Genomic DNA, 17,515 nt, shown 5'->3' on the forward strand with positions numbered 1-17,515 from the left:
GCCCGTTCGACGGTGGTGACGATGACGCACCCGACCTCCCGGCGCGCCCGCGCGCTGGCCCTGGTCGCCCTCGCCGCGACCCCGCTCGCCGCGTGCGGCCCGGGCGCCCCGCCGGCCCCCGAGCGCACCGACGTCGGCGTCCAGCTCTTCCAGTGGTCGTGGGACGCGATCGCCGCCGAGTGCACCGACGTGCTCGGCCCCGCCGGGTACGGGTGGGTGCTGACGTCGCCGCCGCAGGAGCACGTCCGCGGGACGCCGTGGTGGACGTCCTACCAGCCCGTGAGCCACCGCATCGACTCCCGGCTCGGCACGCGGGACGAGTTCGCGGCGATGGTCGGCGCGTGCCACGACGCGGGCGTCGAGGTCTGGGCGGACGCCGTCCTCAACCACATGACCGGCCAGGACGAGCCCGGCACGGGCTGGGCGGGCACGCCGTACACGCACGACTCCGCCGGTCCGTTCGGCCCGGCCGACTTCCACCGGTGCGGCCTCACCCCGACCGACGACGTGCAGGACTACCAGGACGTCGCGCAGGTGCAGACGTGCGAGCTCGTCAACCTCGCCGACCTCGACACCGGCTCGCCGCGCGTGCGCGCCCTGCTCACGGCCTACCTCGAGGACCTGCTGTCGCTCGGCGTCGACGGCTTCCGGGTCGACGCCGCCAAGCACATGGCGCCGCAGGACGTCGCCGCGATCCTCGACCCGCTCCCCGACGGGACGGGCGTCGTGCAGGAGGTCATCCGCGGCGCGGGCGAGCCGATCAGCCCCGAGGAGTACCTCGGCAACGGCCCCGTCCTCGAGTTCGCGTACGCCGACGGCCTCGCGGGCGCGCTCGGCGGCGGGTCGCCGTCCGTCGCGCTCGACCTCGGCTCGGGCCCGGGCTTCGTGCCGTCCGCCGACGCGGTCGTCTTCGTCGCCAACCACGACACCGAGCGCAACGGGTCGACGCTCTCGGCGGCCGACGGCGCGCCGTACGCGCTCGCGCACGTGCTCATGCTCGCCGGCGCCTACGGCACGCCCGTCGTGCACTCGGGCTACGCCTTCACCGACCGGGACGCCGGCCCCCTCCAGGACGCCGACGGGCGCGTGCTCGACGCGAGATGCGGTCCCGCGCCCGGTCCGGACGTCACGCGCGTCGACGGCGACTGGGTCTGCCAGCACCGCTGGCCGCAGGTCGAGGCGATGGTCCGGTGGCGCGCCGTCGTCGGCGACGCACCCGTGGTCGACGTCTGGTCGCGCGGCGACGCGGTCGCCGTCGGACGCGGCGACCGCGGGCTCGTCGTCGTCAACGCGGGCGACGAGCCGCTGACGACGGTGCTGGTCACGCGCCTGCCCGACGGCGACTACTGTGACGTGCTGACGGACACCCCCGACGACTGCGCGGCGACGCGTGTCGAGGACGGGCGGGTGTCCGTCGACGTCCCGGCGCAGACCGCGCGGGCCTGGCACGTCGGCCGCACCGGCTGACCGGCCGGACCCCTGCGGTCGGCCGACCGGGCGACACCACCCACCCGTCGGGTGGGCACGCGACGGGCGCTGTAGAGTCACGGCGCCGCCCCCTCGCGCCTCTCGTCGTGCGCGCGTGAACACGTCCCCGATCGGAGCACCCATGCCCGCAGCCGACGCCGCCCGCCTCGCCGCGATCCTCCAGGACCGGCGCTCCGAGATCGGGACGGCCTGGCTCGACCGCGTCGTCACCGAGCTGCAGGGACGCATCACACGCGCCGAGGCCGAGCGCGAGCAGTCGGAGATCTTCGACGCGCTCGTCGACGGCCTGCTCGCGGGCGGCGAGACCATCCAGCACCCGGCGTTCGACTCGCTGCGCAGCGTGCTGAGCGAGCTGTCGGCGGCCCGCGCGCGTCTCGGCTTCACGCCGCGCGAGACGGCGGTCGGCGTGTTCGCCCTCAAGGAGGGGCTCTACGCGGTCGCGGGCACGGGCGACGCCGAGCGCGTCGACGACGTGACCGGCCTGCTGCGCCTCGTCGACGACCTGGGACTGTTCACGTTCGAGTCGTTCGCCGCCGCGCGCGAGGCCATCATCAGCGAGCAGGCCGAGCAGCTCCTCGAGCTGTCGACGCCCGTCGTGAAGCTGTGGGAGGGCATCGTCGCGGTCCCGCTCGTCGGCACGCTGGACTCCGCGCGCACGCAGGTCGTCATGGAGAAGCTGCTCCAGACGCTCGTCGACACCGGCTCGGAGCACGCGATCATCGACATCACCGGCGTTCCCGCGGTCGACACGCAGGTCGCGCAGCACCTCCTCAAGACGGTCGTCGCGGCACGCCTCATGGGCGCGGAGTGCACGATCAGCGGCATCCGCCCGCAGATCGCGCAGACGATCGTCGCGCTCGGCATCGAGTTCGGCGACATCCGCACCAAGGCGACCCTCGCCGACGCGCTCGTCGCCGCGCTCCGTGCGAACGGGGCCGCGCGCACGGCGACCGCCGGGGCGACGGGCGCCTGATGGACAACGTCCCGATCCTCAAGCTCGGTTCGACGCTGCTCGTCTCCATCCAGGTCGACCTGCAGGACCAGTCCGCGCTGCAGCTGCAGGAGGACCTCGCCGAGCGGATCACGCAGACCGGTGCGCGCGGCGTCCTCATCGACATCTCCGGGCTGGAGATCGTCGACAGCTTCATCGGACGGATGCTCTCGTCGATCGCGGGCATCTCGCGCGTGCTGGACGCCACGACGGTCGTCGTGGGCATGCGGCCGGCGGTCGCGATCACGATGGTCGAGCTCGGGCTGTCGTTCGACGGTGTGCGGACCGCGCTCGACGTCGAGAAGGGCCTGCGCCTCCTGCAGCCCGCGGACGAGGACGCCCCCGAGTCGCTGCTCCTCGCGCTCGCGCCCGACGAGCCCGCGTGACAGCCGACCCGGCGACGTCCGAGCGGCTCGCCATCACGTCCGACGGCGACGTCGTGCGCGTGCGGCAGGCCGTGCGCGGGCTCGCCCAGGGGGCGCGGCTGTCGCTCGTCGACCAGACGAAGCTCGTCACCGCGGCGAGCGAGCTCGCGCGCAACACGCTGATCTACGGCGGCGGGGGCGAGGCGCTGCTGTCCGTCGAGACGAACGGCCGTCGCACCGGCGTCCGCGTCGAGTTCCGCGACGACGGCCCCGGCATCCCGGACCTCGACCTCGCGATGACCGACGGCTGGACGAGCGGCAGCGGCCTCGGCCTCGGGCTCTCGGGTGCGCGGCGGCTCGTCGAGCACTTCGAGATCGACACCGCCCCGGGCCGTGGCACGCGCGTGGTGATCGCCTCGTGGTCGCGGTGAGCGCGGACGGCACCGTCGAGGACGTCGCCTGGGTCACCGTCGACCACGTGAGCGCGACGGGGACCGCGCGACGCGCCGCCGCGGCGCTCGCCCGGCGCGTCGGGATGGCCGAGCAGCGTGCCGGCGAGGTCGCGCTCGTCGTCGCGGAGCTGACCGCGAACCAGATCAACCACGCCGGCTCGGGGTCGCTGCTGCTGCGGGTGCGGCACGCCACCGCCGGGCCGGTCGTCGAGGCCGTCGCCGTCGACTCCGGCCCGGGCATGGTGAACGTCGCCGCGTCACTCACCGACGGCGTGTCGTCGACGGGGACGCTCGGCATCGGGCTCGGCACGCTCTCACGGCTCGCGTCGTCGTGGGACATCTGGTCCCGACCGGGCTCGGGGACCGTCATCGCGGCGGCCTTCGCCGACGAGGGCGCCGAGCCGCCCGGCGTGCCCGCGGCCGTCGGGTTGACCCGCCCGATGACCGGCCAGGACGTGTGCGGGGACGCGTACGCCATCCGCAACGACGACGGCGTCCTCACCGTCATGCTCGCCGACGGGCTCGGGCACGGACCGCTCGCGGCCGCCGCGAGCAACGAGGCCGTCCGGGCGTTCCGTGGGGCGGCACCCGGCGGACCGCTCGCACTGCTCACGACCGTGCACCGCGCGCTGTCCGGCACGCGGGGCGCGGCCGTCGCCGTCGCCCGGCTCGACGTCGGCGAGGTCCGGTACGCCGGGGTCGGGAACATCGCCGGGGTCGTCCTCGACGGCGCCGCGCGGCGCGGCATGATCAGCCACCCCGGGATCGCCGGCGCCCAGGCCCGGACGCTCCGGGAGACCGTCTACCCGCTGGCTCCCGGCGCCGTGGTCGTCCTGCACAGCGACGGCGTGACGGACCGCCACGACCTCGGCACGTACCCGGGCCTGCTCGCCCGGTCGTCGCTGGTCACGGCGTCGGTCCTGCTCCGCGACTTCGGCGTGCGACGCGACGACGCGAGCGTGGTGGTCGCGCGCGCCGCCGGGGCGGTGCCCGCGTGACGCCCGGGTCGGCGGTGCGCCGCCTCGGCGCGGTCGACCTGCTCACGGACGGCGACGTCGTCCTGCTCCGCCAGGTCGGCCGGGAGGCCGCGGGACTGCTGGGTCTCGACGGTCAGGACCAGGTACGCCTGGCCACGGCGCTGTCGGAGGTCGGGCGCGAGGTGGCCGGCGGTGCGGACGGGCGTGCGGTGCTGGAGGTCGACGTCGCCGCGGGCGCGCCCGAGCTCGTCGTGCGGGTCCTCGGCCGGCCGGCGCCCGCCGGTGGCGGTCGCGCCGACGTCGCGGGCGTGGCCGCGGCGCAGCGGCTCGTCGACCGGGTGGACGTCGTGACCGAGCCCGACGGCACGCGCGTGGTCGTGCTGCGCAAGGCGCTGGCCGACGCCCGGTCGCTCTCGCCCGCCCGGCTCGACGCGGTCCGCGCGGCGCTGTCCCGTCCGCGGTCCGCGGACGCGCTCGACGAGCTGCGCGTGCAGAACACGGAGCTCGTCCGGGCGCTGGAGGCGCTCGCGGCCCGCGAGCAGGACCTCGTGCGCGCCAACGAGGAGCTCGAGGAGACCAACCGCGGTGTCCTCGCGATGTACACGCAGCTCTCCGACGAGCTCGAGGAGACGAACAGCGGCGTCGTCGCGCTCTACGCGGAGCTCGACGAGCGGGGCCGGCAGCTCGCGGCCGCGAACGACGCGAAGACGCGCTTCCTGCGCAGCGTGAGCCACGAGCTGCGCGCGCCCGTGAACTCGATCCTCGGCCTCGCGTCCCTGCTCGCCGAGGGCGTGCTGGACGCGGACCAGCGCATCCAGGTCGGCTACCTCGACTCGAGCGCGCGGGCCCTGCTCGGCATGGTCAACGAGCTGCTCGACCTCGCGCGGGCCGAGTCCGGACGCCAGCACGTCCGCCGGGTGCGCGTCGACCTGGGGGCGCTGCTCGGCGACCTCGAGGGCACGGTGCGCCCGCTGCTGCGGCCGGGCGTCGCGCTGCGCGTGGACGTCCCGGCGGGTGTCGACCTGCACACGGACGCCGAGCTGCTCGGCCGGGTGCTGCGCAACCTGCTGACCAACGCCGCGAAGTTCACCGACGCCGGCACGGTCGACGTCCGTGTCACGGTGCCCGAGCAGGGCGTCGTCGCGGTCGCCGTGCGGGACACCGGCCTCGGGATCCCCTCGGAGCACCTCGACACGGTGTTCGAGGAGTTCTTCCAGGTGCCGAACCGCCTGCAGCCGTCCGCGAAGGGCACGGGTCTCGGGCTCCCGTACGCGCGGCGGGTCGCCGAGGCGCTGGGCGGGTCGCTGCGCGTCGAGAGCGTGCTGGGGGAGGGCAGCACGTTCACGCTGACGCTCGAGCGGACCGCGCCGCCGTCGCTCGGGCGTGTGCTGGTCGTCGACGACGACGACGCGGCGCGCGCCGTCGTGCGTGGGCTGCTCGCGTCGTCCGCGGCGGAGGTCGTCGAGGCGCGCGACGGCGCCGAGGCGCTCGACGTGCTCGCTGCCGGCTCCGCCGACGTGGTGCTCATGGACGTGCGCATGCCCGGCGTCGACGGGGTCGCCGCGCTGCACGCCATCCGCGCGGACGACCGCTGGTCGGCGCTGCCCGTCGTCCTCATGTCGACGCTCGACGAGCCGCCCGTGACGGGGGTGCCGTTCGTCGCCAAGACCGCGCTCGACGCGGACGGCCTCACGGACGTGCTCCGCGGTGCGACGGGGGAGGCGCCGTGAGCGACGCGACCGCCCGCGTCCTGGTCGTCGACGACACCGAGGCGCACCGCTACGTCATGGCGAGCTGGCTGCGCCGCGCCGGCTACCAGGTGACCGAGGCCGCGACGGGCCGCGACTCGCTCGACGCGGTCGCCGGGCACGACGCGGTCGTGCTCGACGTGAACCTCCCCGACATGTCGGGGTTCGACGTCTGCCAGGTGATCAAGGCCGACACGACCACGGCGGTCCCTGTCGTGCACGTCTCCGCGACCAGCATCGACGCCCGCGCCCGCACCTCCGGCCTGGAGCGCGGCGCCGACGCCTACCTGATCGAGCCGCTGGACCGCGACGAGTTCCTCGCGACCGTGGCCGGCCTGTGCCGGTCGCACGCGGCACGGCGCGGCATCACCGAGCACGCGCGGCGGCTCGCCGACCTCACGGCCGCGGTCGTGCCCCTCGGTGCGGCGCGCTCGCTCGACGACCTCGTGGCCGCAGCGGCGCAGGGTGCGGCGACGGTCTTCGGCGCGGCGGTCGTGGTGGTCGCGTCGGCGTCCGACGGCATGGCGACGCGGGTCGTGAGCCCGGGACCGGGCCGGGCCGTCGTCCGCGGCCGGCTGCTCGCCCCGGCGGCCGAGCCCGAGGCGACGTCGCCCTACACCTGGAGGGTGCAGGACACCCCCGGCGTCTGGCGCGAGATGCTGGACCGCGCCGGCGTCGCGGCGACCGGGTGGCACGTCACGCCCCTGCACGACGCGTCGGGACGGCACCTCGGCGGGTTCGCGGTCGCGACGCCGGACGGGTCGCTCGGGCCGGAGGACGCGGACCTGGCCCAGCAGCTCGGCGAGGCGCTGACCGGCGCGATCGGCACGCTGCGGTCGTACGCGCAGGAGCACCACATCGCCCTGACGCTCCAGCGCTCGATGCTGCCGCACAGCCTCCCGACACCGCCGGGGGTCCGGATGGCGGCGCGGTACAGCGCGTCCGACGCGCAGCTCAGCGTCGGGGGTGACTTCTACGACGCGCTCGAGCTGCCCGACGGCAAGGTCGCGGTCGTGATCGGCGACGTGCAGGGCCACTCGTTGCGTGCCGCGACGGTCATGGCGCAGCTCCGGTTCGCGCTGCACGCGTACCTCGTCGAGGGCCACCCGCCCGCACGCGCGCTCGACCTGCTCAACGAGCTCCTCATCCGCAGCCACCCCGAGCTCGTGACGGTGTGCGTCGCGGTCGTCGACCTGGGCGACGGGAGCCTCGACCTCGTCAACGCGGGACACCTGCCGCCCCTGCTCGTGACCGCCGACGGCGCGCGGTTCGTGACGGGGTCGTCGCCCCTGCTCGGTGTCCGGCTGCCGACCGAGCGCCGGACGACGACGGTGCCGTCGTCCGGTCCGGCGACGCTCGTCCTCGTGACCGACGGCCTGCTGGAGCGCCGCTCGGGCCACATGGCCGACTCGCTCGCGCGCATGGCGGAGGTCGTGACGCAGGCCGGCACCCTCGACCCCGGCGAGCTGTGCGACGTGCTCCTCGGCCAGTTCGACTCCGCCGAGCGCAGCGACGACGTCGCGGTCCTCGCCGTGCACCTCACGGGCGAGCGGAACCCCACGACCGAGGCCTGACGGCCGCCGCCGGACCACCGCCGGGGCGACCGCCCGGCCGCCGCCCGGACGCACGACCGCCCCGGGAGGCGCACCGTGGTCGGCGCGCCGCCCGGGGCGGCGATGGGCTCACGCGGTCGCGCGGGCCCAGACGGTCGTGTCGGACGGGACGAGCACGGCGCCGTCGGCGTCGGTCGCGGTGTCGCCCGACGCCAGCAGCACCTCGGTGCCCGGCGGCAGGACGACGGCCTCGGCGCCCAGGTTCGCGACGACCAGCACCTCGCGGTTGACGAACGCGATCACGTCGTCGCCGAAGCCCGCGACCCAGGCGAGCCCGCCGGAGCCGAGCAGCTCGGTGCGGCGTGTCGCGAGCGCGGCGCGGTACGTCTCGTAGGTCGAGCCGGCCACGCCGCGCTGCGCGTCGAGCGCGTAGGCGGCCCACGACGCGGGCTGGGGCAGCCACGTGACGCCGGTGGGGGAGAAGCCGAAGCCCTCCTCGCCGGCCGCCCACGGCAGCGGCACGCGGCAGCCGTCGCGGCCACGCTCGGCGCCGCGCGTACGGAAGAACGCCGGGTCCTGACGCAGGCCGTCGTCGAGCGCCGTGTGGTCGGGCAGGCCGAGCTCCTCGCCCTGGTACAGGTACGCCGACCCCGGCAGGCCGAGCATGAGCAGCGTCGCCGCGCGCGCCCGGCGCAGGCCGAGCGCCTCGTCGGGCTGCTCGTCGCCGACGCCGATGCCGTTCGGGCGCGAGCCGGGGACCGACAGGCCGAGCCGCGACGCGTGCCGTACGACGTCGTGGTTCGACAGCACCCACGTGGTCGGCGCGCCGACGCCGTCGGACGTGACGTACGACGCCTCGATCACGTCACGCAGCTGCGGCGCGTCCCACGGGGTCGCGAGGAACGCGAAGTTGAACGCCTGCTGCATCTCGTCGGGGCGCACGTACAGCGCGAGTCGCGACAGCGGCTCGACCCACGCCTCGGCGACCAGCGCACGGTCGCCCGTGTACTCGGCGAGGACGCGGTTCCACGCGCGGTAGATCTCGTGCACGCCGTCCTGGTCGAACATCGGGCCGCGGTTGCCCGACCCGGTGACCTCGTCCGCCCGCGACGGGTCGTCCGCCTCGGCCGGCACGGCCTCGTGGCCGTCGACCTCGTCGACGCCCTCGATCATCGACACGTGCCCGTCCCAGTCGGGCAGGCCCGGCTCCTTGACCATGCCGTGCGCGACGTCGATCCGGAAGCCGTCGACGCCCCGGTCGAGCCAGAACCGCAGGACGTCCTCGAACTCGGCGCGGACCTCGGGGTGCTCCCAGTTGAGGTCGGGCTGCCGCGAGTCGAACAGGTGCAGGTACCACTGGCCGGGCGTGCCGTCGGCGTTCGTCGTGCGGGTCCACGCGGGGCCGCCGAAGATCGACTGCCAGTTGTTCGGCGGCTCCTCGCCGTGCTCGCCGCGGCCCTCGCGGAACAGGTAGCGCTCGCGCGCGGCGGAGCCGGGGCCGGCGGCCATGGCCTCGACGAACCACGCGTGCTCGTCGGACGTGTGGTTGGGGACGAGGTCGACGATCACGCGCAGGCCGAGCTCGTGGGCGCGCGACAGCAGCGCGTCGAAGTCGGCGAGCGTGCCGAACAGGGGGTCGACGTCGCGGTAGTCGGCGACGTCGTAGCCCGCGTCGGCCTGCGGGGAGCGGTAGAACGGCGACAGCCAGACCGCGTCGACGCCGAGCTCGGCGAGGTGCGGGAGGCGCGAGGTGATGCCGGGGAGGTCGCCCACGCCGTCGCCCGACGCGTCGGCGAACGACCGCGGGTAGACCTGGTAGATCACCGCGGTGCGCCACCACTCGGCGTCGGGGGTGCCGGGGGCGTGCACGAGGGTGTGCAGGGGCCGGGAGTCGAGCGTCGTCATGCGGGCATGCCTCTTTCGGGTGGTTCTCGGGAGGGGAGGCGTCGTCGCCGGAGGAGCGGTGCGGGTGGATGGCCGGTGGGGCGGGCCAGGCAGGGCTCCGGGTCGGACCAGGGTAGGCAGCGGCTGCCGGGGTGCGGCAAGCCGGCCGGTCAGGCGGGTGCCGGACCGGCCGCCGGGGACCCGTTCGTGGGTGCGGCGCCCGTCGAGCCGCGCACGATGAGCTCGGGGTGGAACATGAGCTCGGTGCGGGACGCGGGGGTTCCGCTGATCTCCGCGACGAGCGCGGACACGGCGGCGTGACCCATGGCCTGGACCGGCTGGCGCACGGTCGTCAGGGGCGGGTCGGTGAAGGCGATGAGCGGCGAGTCGTCGAACCCGACGACGGAGACGTCGCCCGGCACGGAGAGCCCACGTGACCGGGCCGCCCGGATGGCGCCGAGCGCCATGAGGTCGGAGCCGCAGATGATCGCGGTGTGCCCGGAGTCGATGAGGTCGAGCGCCGCGGCCTGGCCGCCCTCGACCGTGAACAGCGTCGACACGACGTGCCCGGTGGGGTCGTCGACGCCGAGGTGGCGCTGCAGGTTGACCGCGAACTCCTCGCGCTTGCGGCGCGCGGGCACGAACCGGTCGGGGCCGATCGCGAGGCCGATGCTGCGGTGGCCGAGCGACGTGAGGTGCCGGAACGCGAGGTCGAGCGCGGCGGCGTCGTCGGTCGACACGGTCGGGGCGTCGACGCCCTCGGCCCAGCCGTTGACGAGCACGACGGGCAGCCCGCGGCTGCGCAGCCGGTGGTACCGGTCCTTGCTCGCGGTCGTGTCGGCGTGCAGGCCCGAGACGAAGACGATCCCGTCGACGCCGTGCTCGAGGAGCATCTCGACGTACTGGTCCTCGGTCGTGCCGCCGGGTGACTGCGTGCACAGCACCGCGGTGTAGCCGCGCTCGGTGAGCATCGTCTCGATGACCTGCGCGAACGCGGGGAAGACGGGGTTGGAGAGCTCGGGGACGACGAGCCCCACGAGGCCGGCGGAGCGGGTGCGCAGCTTCTCGGGTCGCTCGTACCCGAGCACGTCGAGGGCCGCCAGCACGGCCTGTCGCGCCTGGGCCGACACGCCGTGCTTGCCGTTGAGGACCCGTGACACGGTCGCCGTGCTGACTCCGGCCTGCTCGGCCAGGTCCGTCAGACGGGTGCGCACGGGTGGCAGCGTAAGGGACACGGGACCTCCTCGTCCTGGGCTGTTCGTGGTCGAGGCGAGCCCGCTGGGGAAGCCGCTGTAACCGTTGCCTGAAAGTTACCGTAACGACTTGCAACGCGCGTTGCAACGACGTAGTTTTCCGTCGCACCAGGCCAGCGTCGGTGGAGTTCCCGCCGGAGCGGGCACTCCCTCTGCACCCCCTTGGAGAGACACGATGCGACGGAGCATCCCTGTCGTCGCAGCGACCCTCGGCCTCGCGCTGACGCTCGCTGCGTGCTCGGGCTCGTCCGGCGAGACGACGGACGACGCGTCCGAGTCGTCCGCGGCGAACGCGGGCACCCTCACCGTCTGGGTCGACGACACCCGGTCCGGCCCGGTCAAGGAGGTGGCGACCACCTTCGAGAAGGAGAAGGGCGTCACCGTCAAGCTGGTCCAGAAGGACTTCGGCGACATCCGCGACGACTTCATCTCGCAGGCGCCGACCGGCCAGGGCCCCGACGTCATCGTCGGCGCGCACGACTGGCTCGGCAAGCTCGTCCAGAACGGCGTCGTCGCGCCGATCGAGCTCGGCGACAAGGCGGAGGACTTCCTCCCTGTCTCGACGCAGGCCATGAGCTACGAGGGCACGCTGTACGGCCTGCCGTACTCCGTCGAGAACATCGCGCTCGTCAAGAACAAGGACCTCGTCCCCGACGCGACGCCCGCCACGTTCGACGAGCTCGTGACGCAGGCCAAGGCGGCCGGCACGCAGTACTCGGTCCTCATCCAGCAGGACGAGAAGACCGGCGACCCGTACCACATGTACCCGCTGCAGACGTCGTTCGGCGCCCCCGTCTTCGGCACCGACGCGGACGGCGCGTACGACGCGTCGCAGCTCGCGATGGACTCCGACGGCGGCCGCGCGTTCGCCGCGTACGTCGCCAAGCTCGGCGCCGAGGGCGTCCTCAACACGTCGCTCTCCGGTGACGTCGCCAAGGAGGCGTTCATCAACGGCCAGGCGCCGTACATGATCACCGGCCCGTGGAACGTCGGCGACTTCGTCAGCGCCGGCATCAACGTCGGCATCGAGAAGGTGCCGTCCGCCGGTGGCCAGCCGTCGCAGCCGTTCGTCGGCGTGCAGGGCTTCTTCATCTCCGCCAAGTCGAAGAACGCGCTCCTCGCGAACGAGTTCGTCGTCAACTACCTCGGCACCAAGGACGTCCAGCTCGCCATGTACGAGGTGGGCGGCCGCGCCCCGGCGCTGCAGTCGGCGCTCGACGAGATCGGCGACGACCCGATCGTCGGCGGGTTCGCCGAGGTCGGCAAGGACGGCGTCCCGATGCCGTCGATCCCCGCGATGGACACCGTCTGGGCCGACTGGGGCGCCACCGAGGTCGCGCTCGTCAACCAGCAGGGCGACCCGACGGCGCTCTGGAACCAGATGACCGCCTCGATCGCCGGCAAGATCGCCGCGAGCTGAGCACCCGTCCGGCGACCCGGCCCACCGCGGCCGGGTCGCCGGACCCGCGCGCACCAGCGCGCCCCCTGCGCCGCACGCCCCGCGCGCGCTCCCGCCCGGCCCGACCGCGCCGAGCAGCCCCCGCGCGCCGTGCGCGCCGATCACCGCCGATCTCCGGAGCACCCCATGACGGACACGTCGACCCGCCCTGCCCGCACGGACTCACCCGCACCGCCGGCACCGCCGGGGCCGTCGCCGCGGCCCACGGGGAACTGGTGGAGCCGGCAGGACCTGACCCGCGGGTTCTGGGTCAAGACCGTCCTCGTGGCCCTCGTCGACGCGCTCGGCGTCTACGGCATCCTCGCCGCGGGCGCGCTCGGCCAGTGGGGCATCGTCGCGTTCCTCGTCGTCGCGCTCGTCGCGGTGAACGTCGTCTACTTCTCCAAGAAGATGCTCCCGGCGAAGTACCTCGTGCCCGGGCTGATCTTCCTGCTCGTGTACCAGGTGTTCGTCGTCCTCTACACGGGCTTCACGGCCTTCACGAACTACGGCGACGGCCACAACTCGACGCAGGCGGACGCGGTCGAGGCGATCCTCGTGCAGAACGAGGCGCGCCTCCCGGACTCGCCGACCTACCCGCTGACCGTCGTCGTGAACGGCGACGAGCTCGGCTTCGCGGTCGTCGACGGCGAGGGCGACGCGGAGCTCGGCACGGCCGAGGACCCGCTGCACCCCGTCGACGCGACGCTCGAGAACGGGCGCGTCGCGTCGGTCGACGGCTGGGAGACGCTGCAGTTCGACCAGGTGCTCGAGCGGCAGGACGAGATCTTCGCGCTGCGGGTCCCGATCTCCGACGACCCGAACGACGGCAGCGTGCGCACGCCCGACGGTTCCACCGGCTACGTCTACGTCTCGACGATGGAGTGGGACGAGGCCGCGGGCACGATCACGAACACGGCGACCGGCGACGTCTACACCGCCGACGAGGACCAGGGCGCGTTCGTCGCCGAGGACGGCTCGCAGCTCGGCACGGGCTGGAAGGTCTTCGTCGGCTTCGAGAACTTCAGCCGCGTCTTCACGGACTCCAAGCTCGCAGGGCCGTTCGTCGGCGTGCTGCTGTGGACGTTCGCGTTCGCGATTCTGTCGGTCGTCCTGACGTTCGGGCTCGGCCTGTTCATGGCGATCGTGCTCAACCACCCGAAGGTCCGCGGCCGCAAGATCTACCGCTCGCTGCTGATCGTGCCCTACGCCTTCCCGGCGTTCCTCACGGCGCTCGTGTGGCAGGGCATGCTCAACCGTGACTTCGGCTTCGTGAACGCGACGCTGCTGGGCGGCGCGAGCATCCCGTGGCTCACCGACCCGTGGCTCGCGAAGGTCTCGGTCCTCGTCGTCAACCTGTGGCTCGGGTTCCCGTACATGTTCCTCATCTGCACGGGCGCCCTGCAGTCGATCCCGAACGAGATCTACGAGGCCGGGAAGATCGACGGCGCCAAGCCGCTGCGCCTGTTCCGGTCGCTCACCATGCCGCTGCTGCTGGTCTCGACCGCGCCGCTGCTCATCTCGTCGTTCGCGTTCAACTTCAACAACTTCAACGTCGTCTACCTGCTCACCGAGGGCGGGCCCGACGACCTGTCGGCACCGGTCGACGTCGGCGCCACCGACATCCTCATCACGTTCGTCTACCGGCTCGCGTTCGGCGGCGTGAACCGCCAGTACGGGCTCGCGTGCGCGGTGTCGATCCTCATCTTCCTCATCGTCGCCTCGATCTCGGCGGCCACCTTCAGCAAGACCCGCGCCCTGGAGGACCTGAACTGATGGCTGCCACGACGCTCCCCGCCGGCGGGACCACCGACACCGGCCTGCGCCCCGACGGCAACGAGACGACCCCGCGCGGCGCGCGCTGGTGGCGCGAGCTCGGCTGGCGTCACGTCGTCACCTGGGCCGTGCTCGTCTTCTGCTTCATCCCGATCCTGTACGTGCTGTCGTCGTCGCTGAACCCGACCGGCTCGCTCACGGGCTCCAACAAGCTGTTCTCGAGCATCTCGTTCCAGAACTACGTCGACCTGCTGAGCGACCCGGTGCACCCGTACCTGCGCTGGTTCGCGAACACGATCGTCATCGCGACGACCACGTCGATCGGCACGGTCCTGCTCGGTGCGGCGGCCGCGTACGCGTTCTCGCGGTTCCGCTTCCGCGGCCGACGCGGCGGGCTGCTGTCGCTCCTGCTGCTGCAGATGTTCCCGCAGGTGCTCGCGTACGTCGCGATCTTCCTGCTGCTCGTGACGCTGCGCGAGGTCTTCCCGGCGATCGGCCTCGGCTCGCCGCTCGGCCTGATCCTCGTGTACCTCGGCGGCGCGCTCGGCGTGAACACGTACCTCATGTACGGCTTCTTCAACACGGTCCCGAAGGAGCTCGACGAGGCCGCCAAGATCGACGGCGCGAGCCACGCGCAGATCTTCTTCGCGATCATCCTGCGGCTCGTCGCGCCGATCCTCGCGGTCGTCGGCCTGCTGTCGTTCGTCGGGGTGTTCTCCGACTTCCTCATCGCGTCGATCGTGCTGGTCGACCCCGAGTCGCAGACGCTCGCCGTCGGCCTCTACCAGTACGTGAGCCAGCGGTTCTCCGAGTACTGGGGCGTGTTCGCGGCCGGTGCCGTGCTCGCCGCGATCCCCGTCGTGCTCCTGTTCCAGTTCCTCCAGCGCTACATCGTCTCCGGCCTGACCCAGGGCGCGGTGAAGGGATGACCGTGACGCACCTGCTCGACCAGCCCCACCACGACGGCTCCGAGATCTACGTCGCGCAGGGCACCCCCGCCCTCGGCGACGTCGTGCCCGTCCGGTTCCGCGTGCCGGCGTCCGCCACCGAGCGGGCGCTGTGGGTGCGGACCGTGCGCGACGCCGAGCCGCGCATGGTGCAGGCGCGGCTCGACCGCGCCGACGCGCACGAGCGCTGGTACGTCGCGGACGTCCCGGTGCACAACCCGGTGACGACGTACCGCGCGCTGCTCGACGAGCCCGGCGGCTACCGCTGGCTCAACGGGCGCGGGCTGTTCTCCCGCGACGTGCCCGACGCGGCCGACTTCCGGCTCACCGTGCACGAGCCCGCGCCCGCGTGGACGTCGTCGGCGGTCGTCTACCAGATCTTCCCGGACCGGTTCGCGCGGTCGGGCGTCGAGCGGGCGTTCCCCGACTGGGCCGAGCCCGCGGACTGGGACGACGAGCCGATCGGCCGGGGGCCGTCGACGCCCGTGCAGCTGTACGGCGGCGACCTGCTCGGCATCGAGCAGCGGATCGACCACCTGCAGCGGCTCGGCGTCGACACCGTCTACCTGACGCCCGTCTTCCCCTCGCAGTCGAACCACCGGTACGACGCGCGGACGTTCGACCACGTCGACCCGCTGCTCGGCGGTGACGAGGCGCTCGTCTCGCTGCGGCGCGCGCTGCACGGCCGCGGCATGCGTCTGGTGGGCGACTTCACGACGAACCACACGGGCGTCGCGCACGAGTGGTTCGAGCACGCGCTTAGGGACCGGTCCTCGGAGGAGGCCGAGTTCTACTACTGGGACAAGGAGTCCGACCTCGGCTACGTCGCCTGGCTCGACGTCCCGTCGCTGCCCAAGCTCAACTACGGCTCGTCGGCGCTCGCCCGGCGGATGGTCGACGGCCCCGGCTCGGTGATCGGCCGCTGGCTCGGCGAGCCGTTCGCGCTCGACGGCTGGCGCATCGACGTCGCCAACATGACCGGCCGGTACGCGTCCGACGACTTCACGCACCAGGTCGCCCGGACCGTGCGCGCGACCATGACCGAGCTCAACCCCGACGCGGTGCTCGTGAGCGAGCACTTCCACGACGCCGCGGGCGACCTGACCGGCGAGGGCTGGCAGGTCAACATGAACTACTCGGCGTTCACCAAGCCGCTGTGGACGTGGCTCGTCGACCCTGCGACGACGCTCGACTTCCTCGGCGTCCCGACGACGATCCCGCGCCGCGGCGGCGTGTCCGTCGTCGAGACCATGCGCGAGTTCGACGCGACCGTGCCGTGGAAGGTCACCGCGCGGCAGTGGAACATGCTCGGCTCGCACGACACCCCGCGCCTGCGGACGGTCGTCGGCGACCCGCGCCTCGTCGAGGTCGCCGCCGGGCTGCTGTTCACCTACCCGGGCACGCCCGCGCTGTTCGCGGGCGACGAGGGCGGTGCGACCGGCACGAACGGCGAGCACGCGCGCGTGCCGATGCCGTGGGACCAGATCGAGGCCGGCGGCGGTGACCGCTGGGACGCCCGCACGTTCGAGACCTACCGGTCGCTCATCGCGCTGCGGCGCTCGTCTCGCGCGCTGCGCGAGGGCGGCCTGCGCTGGGCCGTCGTCGCCGACGACGCGCTCGCGTACCTGCGGGAGACGGCCGACGAGCGCGTGCTCGTCGTCGCGGCCCGGGCGCCGTGGGCGGGCACCGACCTGCCGCCGCACCTCGTGCCGCCGGGTGCGACCGTCGAGCGGCTGTACGGCGACGGGACGCTCGACGTCGCACCCGACGCGCTGCGCGTCGGCGGGGACGGGCCCGGCGTGTCCGTGTGGCGCCTGGCGTGACCCGCCCGCTCGTCCTGGGCGCCGACCTCGAGCGCGACCTGCGCGCGCTCGGGGTCGAGCCCGGGGGAGTGCTGATCGCGCACGCGTCGCTGTCGCGGCTCGGCGTGGTCGTCGGCGGCGAGCAGGCGGTCGTGCGCGCGCTGCTCGACGCGCTCGGACCGGACGGCACGCTCGTCATGCCCTCGCAGTCCTGGCAGCTCTGCGACCCGGCCTACCTCGGCGACCCGTCGGTGCCGCCGTCGCGGTACGACGAGGTGCGCGCTGCGCTGCCCGTCTACGACCCGGCGTGGACGCCGACCCGCACGATGGGGCTGGTCGTCGAGGCGCTGCGCACCCTGCCGGGGACTCAGCGCTCTGCTCACCCGCACCGCTCGTTCGTCGCGCACGGCCCCCGCGCGACCGAGGTGCTCGCGCGGCACGACCTCGACGACCCCGTGGGCGAGGGCTCGCCGCTCGCCGCGCTGTACGCGCTCGACGCGCAGGTCCTGCTGCTGGGCGTCGGCTACGACAAGTGCACGTCGCTGCACCTTGCCGAGGCCCGCTCCGGCGTCCCGCTGCCGACCGTCCGCAACGGCGCCCCGCTCCTCGTCGACGGCGGTCGGGAGTGGGTGTCGTTCGACGAGCCCGTCGTCGAGGACGCCGACTTCGAGACCGTCGGTGCGGTGTTCGCCGCGACCGGCCACGAGACCGTCGGCACCGTGGGCGCGGCGACCGCGCGCCTCGCCCGCGTCCGCCGCCTCGTCGACCTCGCCGCCGACTGGTTCGCCCGCACCCGCACGTAGCGGCGTCGGAGCGATCCCGATATCATCCCTTCGATATC

Annotated in this window: 14 protein-coding genes; 12 read left to right on the top strand and 2 right to left on the bottom strand. The window is 73.7% G+C overall.

The genetic code is table 11. The features are described 5' to 3' along the window. The first annotated feature begins 21 nt into the window (after positions 1-21). The 7 genes from OOT42_RS08085 (at position 22) to OOT42_RS08115 (ending at position 7,595) form a co-directional block, all read left to right on the top strand. A complete protein-coding gene (locus OOT42_RS08085) occupies positions 22-1,467 on the top strand; it encodes an alpha-amylase (protein WP_273654359.1) in 1,446 nt (481 codons plus the stop codon). A gap of 142 nt (positions 1,468-1,609) precedes the next feature. Beyond that, the gene (locus OOT42_RS08090; protein ID WP_273654360.1) at positions 1,610-2,461 is read left to right on the top strand and encodes an STAS domain-containing protein; all 852 of its coding nucleotides are present in this window, start codon (positions 1,610-1,612) and stop codon (positions 2,459-2,461) included. Further along, positions 2,461-2,865: an STAS domain-containing protein gene (locus OOT42_RS08095; protein WP_273654361.1), complete on the top strand. Its 405-nt coding sequence runs from the start codon at positions 2,461-2,463 to the stop codon at positions 2,863-2,865. Before OOT42_RS08090 ends, OOT42_RS08095 begins: the two co-directional genes overlap by 1 nt. Continuing rightward, positions 2,862-3,275: an ATP-binding protein gene (locus tag OOT42_RS08100; protein ID WP_273654362.1), complete on the top strand. Its 414-nt coding sequence runs from the start codon at positions 2,862-2,864 to the stop codon at positions 3,273-3,275. Before OOT42_RS08095 ends, OOT42_RS08100 begins: the two co-directional genes overlap by 4 nt. Beyond that, on the top strand, positions 3,263-4,294 hold the full coding sequence (locus OOT42_RS08105) for an ATP-binding protein (RefSeq protein WP_273654363.1): 1,032 nt from the start codon (positions 3,263-3,265) through the stop codon (positions 4,292-4,294). The genes OOT42_RS08100 and OOT42_RS08105 overlap by 13 nt, the downstream gene beginning before the upstream one ends. Continuing rightward, positions 4,291-6,003 (top strand): ATP-binding protein, encoded by a 1,713-nt coding sequence (locus OOT42_RS08110; protein WP_273654364.1) that lies wholly within the window; start codon positions 4,291-4,293, stop codon positions 6,001-6,003. The genes OOT42_RS08105 and OOT42_RS08110 overlap by 4 nt, the downstream gene beginning before the upstream one ends. Beyond that, positions 6,000-7,595: a SpoIIE family protein phosphatase gene (locus OOT42_RS08115; protein WP_273654365.1), complete on the top strand. Its 1,596-nt coding sequence runs from the start codon at positions 6,000-6,002 to the stop codon at positions 7,593-7,595. The genes OOT42_RS08110 and OOT42_RS08115 overlap by 4 nt, the downstream gene beginning before the upstream one ends. Before the next feature lie 108 nt (positions 7,596-7,703). Here the strand turns inward: OOT42_RS08115 and OOT42_RS08120 are convergent, their stop codons facing one another. Together OOT42_RS08120 and OOT42_RS08125 are read right to left on the bottom strand one after the other, a co-directional pair. Beyond that, entirely contained in the window at positions 7,704-9,479 is a 1,776-nt protein-coding gene (locus OOT42_RS08120; RefSeq protein WP_273654366.1) for a glycoside hydrolase family 13 protein, read from the bottom strand. 149 nt (positions 9,480-9,628) lie between these two features. Further along, complete coding sequence (locus OOT42_RS08125; RefSeq protein WP_273654367.1) at positions 9,629-10,672, bottom strand: LacI family DNA-binding transcriptional regulator; 1,044 nt, start codon at positions 10,670-10,672, stop codon at positions 9,629-9,631. 214 nt (positions 10,673-10,886) lie between these two features. On the opposite strand from OOT42_RS08125, the gene OOT42_RS08130 reads away from it, so the two are divergent. From OOT42_RS08130 to OOT42_RS08150, 5 genes are all read left to right on the top strand, one after another. Further along, positions 10,887-12,131 (top strand): sugar ABC transporter substrate-binding protein, encoded by a 1,245-nt coding sequence (locus OOT42_RS08130; RefSeq protein WP_273654368.1) that lies wholly within the window; start codon positions 10,887-10,889, stop codon positions 12,129-12,131. Between the two features lie 165 nt (positions 12,132-12,296). Next, complete coding sequence (locus OOT42_RS08135; RefSeq protein ID WP_273654369.1) at positions 12,297-13,925, top strand: ABC transporter permease subunit; 1,629 nt, start codon at positions 12,297-12,299, stop codon at positions 13,923-13,925. Continuing rightward, positions 13,925-14,854, top strand: coding sequence for a sugar ABC transporter permease (locus tag OOT42_RS08140; RefSeq protein WP_273654370.1), 930 nt, complete (start codon positions 13,925-13,927; stop codon positions 14,852-14,854). The genes OOT42_RS08135 and OOT42_RS08140 overlap by 1 nt, the downstream gene beginning before the upstream one ends. Continuing rightward, positions 14,851-16,695, top strand: a complete 1,845-nt coding sequence (locus tag OOT42_RS08145; protein ID WP_273654371.1) for a glycoside hydrolase family 13 protein — start codon at positions 14,851-14,853, stop codon at positions 16,693-16,695. The genes OOT42_RS08140 and OOT42_RS08145 overlap by 4 nt, the downstream gene beginning before the upstream one ends. Then, complete coding sequence (locus OOT42_RS08150; protein WP_273654372.1) at positions 16,692-17,477, top strand: aminoglycoside N(3)-acetyltransferase; 786 nt, start codon at positions 16,692-16,694, stop codon at positions 17,475-17,477. The genes OOT42_RS08145 and OOT42_RS08150 overlap by 4 nt, the downstream gene beginning before the upstream one ends. The last annotated feature ends 38 nt before the right edge of the window (positions 17,478-17,515 follow it).

The organism is Cellulomonas fimi (genome assembly GCF_028583725.1).
GTDB lineage: Bacteria > Actinomycetota > Actinomycetes > Actinomycetales > Cellulomonadaceae > Cellulomonas > Cellulomonas fimi_B.